This window comes from Candidatus Avelusimicrobium stercoris, from assembly GCF_002437085.1.
GTDB lineage: Bacteria > Elusimicrobiota > Elusimicrobia > Elusimicrobiales > Elusimicrobiaceae > Avelusimicrobium > Avelusimicrobium stercoris.
Genome location: NZ_DJOA01000020.1, coordinates 1 through 10443, shown reverse-complemented (window position 1 = coordinate 10443; position 10443 = coordinate 1). Strand labels below are relative to the sequence as shown.

11 protein-coding genes are annotated in these 10443 nt (G+C 49.4%); 5 read left to right on the top strand and 6 right to left on the bottom strand.

What is annotated here, in order from left to right:
• Together B2118_RS03575 and B2118_RS03570 are read left to right on the top strand one after the other, a co-directional pair.
• Positions 1-243 (top strand): hypothetical protein (locus B2118_RS03575; RefSeq protein WP_428053342.1); only part of this gene is annotated, 243 nt, incomplete at its 5' end.
• Between the two features lie 617 nt (positions 244-860).
• Entirely contained in the window at positions 861-1277 is a 417-nt protein-coding gene (locus B2118_RS03570; RefSeq protein WP_428053341.1) for an FKBP-type peptidyl-prolyl cis-trans isomerase, read from the top strand.
• A 46-nt stretch (positions 1278-1323) separates the two neighbouring features.
• Here the strand turns inward: B2118_RS03570 and tnpA are convergent, their stop codons facing one another.
• The 5 genes from tnpA to B2118_RS03545 all read right to left on the bottom strand — a co-directional run bounded on the left by tnpA (position 1324) and on the right by B2118_RS03545 (position 4986).
• Positions 1324-1755: an IS200/IS605 family transposase gene (tnpA, locus tag B2118_RS03565; protein ID WP_428053340.1), complete on the bottom strand. Its 432-nt coding sequence runs from the start codon at positions 1753-1755 to the stop codon at positions 1324-1326.
• Positions 1756-1896: 141 nt separating this feature from the next.
• Positions 1897-2982, bottom strand: a complete 1086-nt coding sequence (locus B2118_RS03560; protein WP_428053339.1) for a tetratricopeptide repeat protein — start codon at positions 2980-2982, stop codon at positions 1897-1899.
• Positions 2983-3054: 72 nt separating this feature from the next.
• Positions 3055-3420, bottom strand: a complete 366-nt coding sequence (locus B2118_RS03555; protein ID WP_428053338.1) for a response regulator transcription factor — start codon at positions 3418-3420, stop codon at positions 3055-3057.
• 1 nt (position 3421) lies between these two features.
• A complete protein-coding gene (locus B2118_RS03550; RefSeq protein ID WP_428053337.1) occupies positions 3422-3937 on the bottom strand; it encodes a gamma carbonic anhydrase family protein in 516 nt (171 codons plus the stop codon).
• Complete coding sequence (locus B2118_RS03545; protein ID WP_428053336.1) at positions 3934-4986, bottom strand: lysylphosphatidylglycerol synthase transmembrane domain-containing protein; 1053 nt, start codon at positions 4984-4986, stop codon at positions 3934-3936. The genes B2118_RS03550 and B2118_RS03545 overlap by 4 nt, the downstream gene beginning before the upstream one ends.
• Before the next feature lie 108 nt (positions 4987-5094).
• Here B2118_RS03545 and uvrA point away from each other — a divergent pair, with 108 nt between their 5' ends.
• The 3 genes from uvrA to B2118_RS03530 all read left to right on the top strand — a co-directional run bounded on the left by uvrA (position 5095) and on the right by B2118_RS03530 (position 9421).
• Entirely contained in the window at positions 5095-8034 is a 2940-nt protein-coding gene (gene uvrA, locus B2118_RS03540; RefSeq protein WP_428053335.1) for an excinuclease ABC subunit UvrA, read from the top strand.
• Complete coding sequence (gene ybaK / locus B2118_RS03535; protein ID WP_428053334.1) at positions 8031-8513, top strand: Cys-tRNA(Pro) deacylase; 483 nt, start codon at positions 8031-8033, stop codon at positions 8511-8513. Before uvrA ends, ybaK begins: the two co-directional genes overlap by 4 nt.
• 71 nt (positions 8514-8584) lie before the next feature.
• A complete protein-coding gene (locus tag B2118_RS03530) occupies positions 8585-9421 on the top strand; it encodes an RDD family protein (protein ID WP_428053333.1) in 837 nt (278 codons plus the stop codon).
• A 621-nt stretch (positions 9422-10042) separates the two neighbouring features.
• On the opposite strand, the gene B2118_RS03525 is transcribed toward B2118_RS03530, so the two are convergent.
• Positions 10043-10443, bottom strand: a 401-nt coding sequence (locus B2118_RS03525) for a hypothetical protein (RefSeq protein WP_428053332.1), incomplete at its 5' end; no start/stop codon positions are given.

The window sequence follows — 10443 nt, the reverse complement described above, 5'->3', positions numbered from 1 at the left end:
AACCCCTTTAAAATAAACGACGGAAAAGCAACGAAAAAACGACATTGTCTAGTCGTCATCCCCGAGGAATTTAGTCGGGGATCTGTCGTTGTGGAAGAAAACAACCACGGCAAAAACAGATTCCCGACTACAACACTCGGGAATGACAACATTACGGCACGTCGTCTTGAACTGGCGGCCCGCAGGGTTTTCAGGACCTACATCTTGGGTAGTTGCCGTTGTCGTCATCCTGGAAAGTCGTAGTCCAGGATCTGTTGTTATAAAATAAGGATTAGATACTGGACAGAAACCTTCCAGTATGACCTTTTAGATAACAACCACTACTCATATAAGGTAAATCCTGAACCCTATTAATGGACCCCGTACAGAAACACTACGGGGTGCCGCTAAGTGGTAAGAGCGACAATTCAGAATGACCTCTTTTTTTCGCAAAGTCGTCATCGCCGAGGAATTGGCGGCCCGCAGGGTTCGGGGATCCGTTGTTGTCGTTTTTTTTTAAATAACGACAGATTCCCGACTACGACACTCGGGAATGACGACAAAAAGCGATGCCGCAAGGCCATTATAAAAATTGGAAACTTTTTGCCCTATCTAACCCCTTTTTGCGCTTGTGAAAGGGCAGATAATAAGCCATACTAAAAGTGGTAAACCTTTTCTAACGGCGCATTGCAGGCAAAGCCGCCGTAAGGGGACCCGTGGGGGACGGTCCGCATTACTTCCCCCCAACCAATATATTGGTAACCCCGCCCGCACCTGGGCGGGGGCTTTCGTTTTACCATATTCACTTTCCCGCGCGGGCTAAAAAACTGTTACAATATATTATATTTGCCCGGGAAACCCGGCGCCAAAAGGAGACACAAATGATTAAAGAAGGTTCCAAAGTCAAATTTGACTACACCCTTACGGTTGACGGCAAAGTAGCCGACACCTCCGCCGGACGTGGCCCGCTGGAATACACCCACGGGGCAGGGCACATTATTCCGGGCTTGGAAGAAGAACTGACCGGGATGAAAGTGGGCGACAAAAAGACGGTAAAAGTCGCTCCGGAAAAAGGCTACGGCAAGGTTTTGGAAGAAGCCATCCGCCGCGTGCCGAAAGAAGCCATCGGCGGCGCCGAACACTTAAAAGTAGGCGATTTGGTGGGCGCCAGCAACGAAGGGCACACCTTCCGCGCGGTAGTGAAGGAAATCACCGATAAAGAAGTGGTGTTGGACTTTAACCACCCGTTAGCAGGCAAAGAACTTACCTTTGACGTGGAAATTAAAGAAATCAACTAATTTCCCTTTTTATGAAACTCCCCGGGCTCACGCCTGGGGTTTCTTTTCATCCGAACAATTCCATTGTTCGCCCCAAATCTTCTTTTCCCTGCATATCTATGTATTTTCGTATCTGCTCTTCGTTTATCCCTACCGTGGATACAAAGTATTCATCTGACCAAATACCGTCACTCCCATAATAACACCGCTTTAAAAAAGAAAATCGTCTCTTCAGTTCGCGCGCCAAATTACTCTTGATTATCCGTACCGCTGCTCCTACTGCTATTGTGGGTGGAATACTCACTAATAAATGAATGTGGTCTTTATCGTGATTTTCTTCTAAAATCACGATTAACGGATAATGTTCCGTTATCTCTTTGGCGCGCTCTTTGAAGTAGGCAAAGATACCGTCATTAAATATCTTCTTCCGGTATTTGCTCACTAACACTATGTGATAGCGGCAGTGATAAACGCAGTGACTTAACCGGGTTACTTTCATACTTCTATGGTACTAAATGTAGAAGATTTGGGGATATTCGCTCCACCTCTCGGGCTTACGCCCGGAGTTCTTGCGAGCGGAATGTACAGAAAAACCCCGGGTTCTTTATAGCCCGGGGTTTTTTATCAGTTCCGTTGCAAATCAAGTGTAACTTTCCAAGTATGTGTGCAATCCTTCGGCGCGCGCCTGCGACACGCCCGCCTCGTAGAGTTCCTCGGCTTCGTCTGTGCGGCCCAAGGCGTACAATACCTGCGCCAAGGAAAGTTTGGTTAAAATCTGCCCGCGTTTTTCGTCGGAATTATCAAACAACACGCGCGCTTCTTCCAAATCCTTTAAGGCGGAGGCCATTTTGTTTTTGCGTTTTAAAATATCGGCGCGGCCCCACTTTACAAAGCCCAAATCCACCGTATCGTGGATAGACGAATACAGTTTATCAGCCACATTGTAATGGCGTAGGGCTTCGTCGTACTTACCCTGCTGGCGCAAGCCGTTGGCCATACCACAGTTGGTATAAGCCTTGCCGAACACGTCCTCGCTCTTGCGGAAGATTTTTTCCGCCAGTTTGTAGTTTTTCACGCACTCGTCAATTTTTCCGCAAATGCGGCTAATTCCGGCCAAGCCGCAATGCCCATAGGCCACGGAAATATCGTCGCCCGCTTTTTTGGCAAGCGAAATAGCCTTTTTGAACTGCGCTACGCCCTCTTCAAAGTGGCCTTGCAGGCGGAAGATTCCCCCCTTGGCCCAATGGATAAAACTCATCCCGGCGTAGTCCTTTAATTGCGTATAGGCGGACAAAACGGCATCCAGCAAATCAAGAGCCTCTTCCAAGCGGCCCCAAGCGCGCAAGGCCATACCCATTTCCTGCATTGCGCGAACGACAAATTCGTCATATTCCAATTCCTGCGCCATTTTTAAAGCATCCTCTGCCAGTTCATACGCGGCGGCGGAATGCCCCAAGGTGCGGTAGCAGGCCGCCATCGCCAAGAGCGCATCCATACGGCGTTCGGCTTCGTCGGCAACCTTTAAGCAGTTGGCGTAACTTTTTAAAGCGTCCTCAAAGGAGCCCAGTTGGCGTTGTGCCTCGCCCGTTAAAAACCAAGCGGCGGCGTCCTTCTTTTTGGCTTCGGCCAGTACGGCCAACGCGTCCGACGGGCGGCCCTCGTCAAGCAAATTTTCCAAAGCGTCTAAATCCAACTTTGCGGTTTGTTTCTTTTTGGGTTGAGCCATATACTCTCCTAATCTAACGGCTGAAACTTTTATTATTTGTCCCCTGCACTTGTTTCAGGGGCACTGAAAAAACTACATCTGTAACAATTTTTTAATTTCGGCTAACGTGGCGGCCAAATCGTAGGGCTTTGGAATAAAATAATCAGCCCCCGCTTCCGTGGCGCGGTCGCGCGATTCGGGGTCGGACAAGGTGGACATTATCACTACCGGAATCCGCCAAGTGGCGTTGTCGGTCTTTAACAGTTTGCACACGTCAAACCCGCTTAATTTAGGAAGCATTAAATCCAACAGTACCAAATCGGGCTTTATCTGCTTGGCCAGTTGCACGCCGGCCACGCCGTTTTCGGCCCAATGAACCTCAATGCCGTCCACCTTTAAGGCGCCACAAAGCGCGTTGCCCAGTACCTTGGAGTCTTCAATCAGCACCACTTTCTTCATATTACAGTTCTTCGCAATGGTCTTTGTACAGGCGGATAGCCTCGGCGTATTCGCGGGCGTTTTTGATAACGCCGTTTACTTCGTCTTCTTCCAGTTTGCGCACGATCTTGGCAGGCACGCCCATCACCAGCGACCCCGCCGGGATATTTTTACCCGCCGGAACCACCGCACCCGCCCCAATAATGCAGTTGGGGCCAATTTCGCTCTCCATTACTACGGCATTCATACCAATCAGGCAATTATCGCCGATTTTACTACCGTGTACAATCGCCCCGTGGCCCACGCTTACGCCGCGGCCAATAATGCAGGGCGCGCCGTAATTGACGTGTACGCAGGCATTTTCCTGAATATTGGAATTATCCCCCACCGTAATGGAAGCAATATCCCCGCGCAGTACCGCGCAGGGCCAAATGGATACATTTTCCCCTATGGTAACATCCCCGATTAACACCGCGGTTTTGTGCACATAGCAACTGGGGCGCACGCTGGGGACTTGTTCGTTAATGCGTTCTTTCATAGTAGGGCTCCTTTGGAAGTTTTATTTTTGCGCGGAGAGGACGGGGACGAAAGTTGCAGTCCCCAATAGATAAAAATGCTCACAATACCCGGCAAAATATAATAAACCACACGGTAAATAAGCGAGGCCATAAGGGCGGAATCCCAGTCTATACCCATTTGGGAATAGACCGCCGTCATTGCCAGTTCCATAGCGCCCAAACCGCCCGGCAAAATGGGGATCAGCGTCGTAACCATACCGACGGCAAACCCGGCGACTAGTACGCCCGCCGTAATGTGTATGCCCACCGCGCGGAAGGCAAAATACAAAACCAAAATCGTAAACAGCCAATCGGCGCAGACGTAGATAATCGTCATTGTAAGTTTATTTTTTTTGCGGTGGATAAGGTCAATGCCCTCATCCAATTGGTCCATAAAATCGTCGTATTTCCCTTTGGGGATTAAAGCGCGGAAGACGTGGTAAAGGACCTTATTCATCATACGGAAGCACTTTCTTAGCCATTTGGAGCGCAGTTCGTTATTAAATAAAAACGCCGTAATTACTACGCACACCGCACACATTACGATAATAAGCGAAAAGTTTTTGAGCAGTTGCATCGTAGTAGCCGACGAGTTAAAAAGCATCAGCACCGAGCCCTGCAAAATGATAATCGCCAATACAAAATACAAAAGCACCGTAATGACAATGCTGGCCGTAACACAAGTGCCAAACGGCACGCGGCGGCGGTTTAACAAGTGGGCGCGCAAGGCAAACCCGCTTACGCCCAAAGAGGAAACAATATAGTTCACCGTAGTGGAAACGAGCGCAATACCCATTGCCGCGCTTTTGGAGATTTTCCGCCCCATAATACGCAGCACTTCGTACAGGCTCATCCCCATTGCCACATAGATAAGCACAGAAGACAATAAAGACAAAAAGAGGTATTTGGTTTTTACGCCTTGCCAAATTTTTACAAAACTGTCCTTAGCCTGATAAATCATAAAGGCAATCAGGCCGACGGATAACAGGATGCCCAAGGTATAGAGCAAATATTTAAGCGGTTTCTTCACGCGCGCGCTCCGGGTATGAAAGATATATAAATTATATAATTTATTTAAGCAAAAAGGGCGTTTTGCACGCTTGTAAAAAGCATAAAACGCCCGGGGGTTTTTAAAGTTATGAAGAGTATTAAAGTAATCGGCGCAAAAGGCCACAATTTAAAAAATGTTACCGTAGAAATGCCCAAGGACAAAATGGTCGTAGTAACCGGGCTGTCCGGCTCGGGCAAGAGTTCCTTGGCGTTTGATACCATTTACGCCGAAGGGCAACGCCGCTATGTGGAAAGTATGTCCGCTTATGCACGGCAATTTTTGGAATTAATGGAAAAACCAGACGTAGAACATATTGAGGGTCTTTCCCCGGCTATTTCCATTGAACAGCGAAATCCGTCCAAAAATCCGCGCTCTACCGTCGCCACGGTTACGGAAATTTACGACTATTTGCGCCTTTTGTTCGCCCGCGTGGGGCACCGCTTTTGCCCGCATTGCGGCCGGGAGGTGGAATCTTGGAGCGTACAGGGCATTGCACAGGATATTTTAAAAAAGTTTAACGAAAAAACCGTTTTCATTTTATCCCCCGTCGTCCGCGGGCGCGCCGGCACATACGAGGAACTCTTTGCCAAGTTTAAAAAAGAGGGCTATGTAAAAGCCCGCGTGGACGGTACCGTCATTACCCTGGACCACACGCCCACCTTGGAACGCTATAAAAAGCATACCATTGAATTAGTAACGGATGAAATTTTTGTAGAGGAATTTGACCGCGAGCGGTTGGTGGAAAGTTTGGAAGCCGCCCTCAAATACGCACAAGGCCTTGTGCACATTGTGGAAGCCGAAGGCGACAAGCCGCGCGAATTTACTTATAGCGAAAACAACGCCTGCGCGCATTGCGGTATCGGGTTTAGCGAACTGGAACCGCGGCTCTTTTCGTTCAACTCCCCCTACGGTGCGTGCCCGGACTGCAACGGCTTGGGCCTTAAAATAGAAGTAGCCGAAGATCTCGTGGTGCCGGACGATACGCTGTCCATTAACGAGGGCGCGATTGCCGCTTGGGATAACCCTGTTACCACGCGCACCCACCGCTGGAAAAATTCTTGGAGCGGGTATTATTACGATATTTTGCGCCAAGTTTGCCACCAAAACCACATCAGCCTGCACACGCCGTGGAAGGATTTACCCAAAGAACAGCGCGACCTGCTCTTGTACGGCACGGGCGGAGCCAGTTATACGTCCGTCATTTCGGGCGGCGAGCAAGATTTTGAAGGTGTAATTACCAACTTAAAACGCCGCTACCAAGAAAGTGAAAGCGACTTCGTAAAAGAGGAAGTGTATAACCGCTTTATGCGCGAGGTTACCTGCCCCACCTGCGGCGGAAAACGCTTAAAGCCCGAAGCCCTGGCCGTGCGTATTAACGGCAAAAATATTAACGATATTACGGCAATGCAGGTTTCCGCCGCCAAGGAATTTTTTGAACATATTGAACTGACGGACAAGGAAAAAATCATCGCCAAGGATGTATTAAAGGAAATCCGCGCGCGTTTGGACTTTTTAAACAGCGTGGGCCTTTCTTATTTAACCTTGGAGCGCAAGAGCCAAACCCTGTCGGGCGGCGAAGCACAGCGTATCCACTTGGCTACGCAAATCGGCTCCGGCTTAACGGGTGTTTTGTATGTGTTGGACGAGCCCACCATCGGCTTGCACTCGCGCGATAACGACCGCCTGATTGAAACGCTTAAAAACCTGCGCGATTTAGACAACACCCTTATCATCGTAGAACACGATAAAGACACCATTTTAGCCGCCGATTATGTGGTAGAATTGGGCCCCGCGGCGGGCGAATACGGCGGCAACATCGTGGCCGCAGAGCCGACGGCGGACTTTTTGCGCGACGAAAAGTCGCTGACCGCCTCTTATTTAAACGGACGGCGGATGATTCTCCCACGCGAGGAACTGCGCAAGGGAAACGGCAAATATTTGGAAATCTTAGGCGCACAGCAATTTAACCTCAAAAACATTGATGTTAAATTTCCGCTGGGCAAATTTATCTGTGTAACGGGCGTGTCCGGCTCGGGCAAGTCCACGCTTATCCACCAAATTTTGTACAAAGCCTTGGCCCAAAAGTTCTACGGAGCCAAGGACGCTCCGGGCAAACACAAGGCCATTAAAGGGTTGGAAAACATTGATAAAGTCATCATCGTGGACCAAAGCCCTATCGGCAAAACCCCACGCAGCAACCCCGCCACCTATACGGGCGTGTTTTCGCACATACGCGACTTATTTGCCGAAATGCCCGAAGCCAAACGCCGCGGCTACAAGCCGGGCCGCTTCTCCTTTAACGTAAAGGGCGGACGGTGCGAAAAGTGCCAAGGCGACGGTATTTTAAAAATCCAAATGCAATTCCTGCCCGATATTTATGTAAAGTGCGAGGAGTGCAACGGCCAACGCTTTAACGAAGACACGTTACAGGTAAAATTCAAGGGCAAAAACATTGCCGAAGTGCTGGATATGAGCGTATCGCAGGCGTTGGAATTTTTTGACGCTATCCCCAAAATCAAACGCTATTTAAAAACGCTAAACGACGTGGGCCTTGGCTACATAAAACTGGGCCAAGCCGCCACCACGCTTTCCGGCGGCGAAGCGCAGCGCGTAAAACTGGCGGACGAACTTTCCCGCAAAGGGACCGGCAAAACGCTCTACATTTTGGACGAACCCACCACCGGCCTGCACTTTGCGGATATTGATAAACTCCTTCACGTGCTGCACGGTTTGGCTGACAAGGGCAACACCGTGCTTATTATTGAGCACAACTTGGACGTTATCAAAACCGCCGATTGGCTGATTGACCTCGGCCCCGAAGGCGGCGACAAGGGCGGCACGATTGTCTGCGAGGGCACGCCCCGCCAAGTAGCCGCGTGCAAGGAATCTTACACCGGGCGATATTTAAAGCCGGAATTGGAAGCGGTGGATAAATTTTTGGCAGAGCACCCCGAACAGAAATTGCACGGGCCCAAAACATCTGCCAAAAAGGCCCCGGCTAAAAAAGTCAAGGGGAGCAAAAAATGAAGAATAAAATCCACAAAACAAACGCCGCACGCCACTTGGACGAGTTAAACATCCCCTACGAACTTATCCCGTACGAGGTGGATGAGGAAAATTTAAGCGCCCTGCACGTGGCGCAGACCTTGGGGCAAAACATTGACCAAGTGTATAAAACCTTGGTTTTGCGCGGCGACAAAACGGGCTTCTTTGTGTGCGTAATTCCCGGCGGAGCAGAGTTGGATATGAAGGCCGCCGCACGCGTAAGCGGCAATAAATCGTGCGAAATGCTGCACGTAAAGGAGTTAGTCCCCGTTACGGGCTATATGCGCGGCGGATGTTCCCCCTTGGGGATGAAGAAGCCCTTTCCTACCTTTATTCACGAGGACTGCATTTTGTGGGATTTTATATACGTCAGCGCGGGGCTGCGCGGTCTGCAAATTAAAATCAACCCCAACGACCTTTTAAAGGCCACCCACGCGCAAGCCGTGCCTTTGTGCTTATAATGCAATTTTTGCCTTGTTAAATAGCGTTAAACCCCTTATACTATATATATACGCTTTCTAGGAGGTGTCTTATGTACGCCGGAATAGGAAAACGCTTCTTTGCTTTTTTAATTGACGCGCTCGTCTTTGCCGTTTTGTATTGGGCGTTGTGGCAGATGATGAAGAGTTATGCCACTGTTTCGCTGGTATTACTGGTTATTATTTGGCTGTATTACGCGCTCCTAGAAAGTTCCCCCCTGCAAGCCAGTGTCGGCAAAATATTAATGGGCATAAAAGTAGTGGACCGCCACGGCCGCCGACTTTCCTTTTGGCAAGCCACGGAGCGTATTGTTTCCAAACTGGTAACCAATGTAACGTTTTATTTTGGCTTCTTTGTGGCCGCGTGGGATAAAAAGAAGCGCACCTTGCACGACCGTATCAGCCACAGCGCCGTGATTTTAAAATCCGCCGAGTTTGACCCCGACGCCATAGAGGAAGAAGAGGACGAGGAAGCCTCCCTCACTTGGATAACGCTCGTATCAGTAGCGCTTGCAATCGTGTTTGTACTCTTGCTTTTATGGTGCGTGGCTCTGCCACAGTACCAGCACACCGAGCGATATGTGCAACTTACGCGCGTGCTGGCGGAAACGGATGAAGCCGCCCGCGCACAGTTGGCCGCCGCGTCCCGCCCGGGGGTGGACCCGCGCGAGTGGCAGGTATTGCCGGGCGAGTGTTTAAAAATCGGCCCGCAGAAACTTTCCTGCCGCGGCTTTGATTTGGTATTGGAACCCGGCGGCATAAAGGCCAACGCACGCACGGGGGCAATGGACATTTTATACACGCTTTACTATCCCTTTGGCGGCGGGCCCTTAACCTGCTCTCCTCGTACGCCCCAAGGGCAGGAAATCTGCTCCACCCTAAAAAAATAAGACTGTTAAAAAAATTAGGGTCATTCTGAACTGGCGGCCCGCAGGGTTTTCAGAATCTACTGCTTGGGTTGTTGGTTGTTTATAAAAATAAAGATCATACTGGAAGGTTTGCCGGCGCGGAGCGTTCCAGTATCTGTTGTTATAAAAAAGCAACGGCCACAGCAGATCCCCGAGCCCTGCGGGCCGCCAACCCCTCGGGGATGACAGTTGTCTTGTTCTTATTCTATTTTTGTTGTCATTCCCGAAAGTTGTAGTCGGGAATCCGTTGTTTGTCGTTGCCGTCATCCTGGAAAGTCGTAGTCCAGGATCTGTTGTTATAAAAAAAGGAAAACAACGGATACTGGACAGAAACCTTCCAGTATGACCTTTTAAATAACTACCCAACAAACAACAGAGCCCCGAACGCTCCGCCCCACCAAACACTCGGGGATGACACTCTTTCTGCTTGTCATCCCGGGCGTGGACCCGGGATCCAGTCTGTTTATTAGAAAAGACTTTATTCTATTTCTGGATTCCAGGTTCCCGCTTGTATGCGGGCCCTGGAATGACAATACAATAAACTTATGTATTTTCCCCCATTAAAAAACCCCGCACTAGGCGGGGTTTGTACAATGGAATCAATTATGGATTAGTTTCAGTTTCATTGCCCGTCCCAGGAGTAGCACACGCAGCGCTAGAACCATCGCTGCAGCAAGTGTTAGCAGGAGTATCAATACCGCAGAAATCAGCGCAAAGGGCCTTACCATTGTCATCAGCGCCATCACATTGAGTCAAGTCGCTTGCGTAATAGCGAGACAATTCATAATTGTAATTTAATCCGTTCTCTTGGCCAGTCTTACCATCGGCTTTACGGGTAGCAGTTGCTTTACCTACACTATAAGTGGTACCAGATAATACGATGTCAAAGCCATTTCCCGTAGAACCTTTGGTGTAGAAAGATGTATCGTCAGAACTAAATTCACCTTTCGGCGTAACATCCAAGCCCTTATACTTTTCAGAGTATTTATTAATCTGCAAGTATT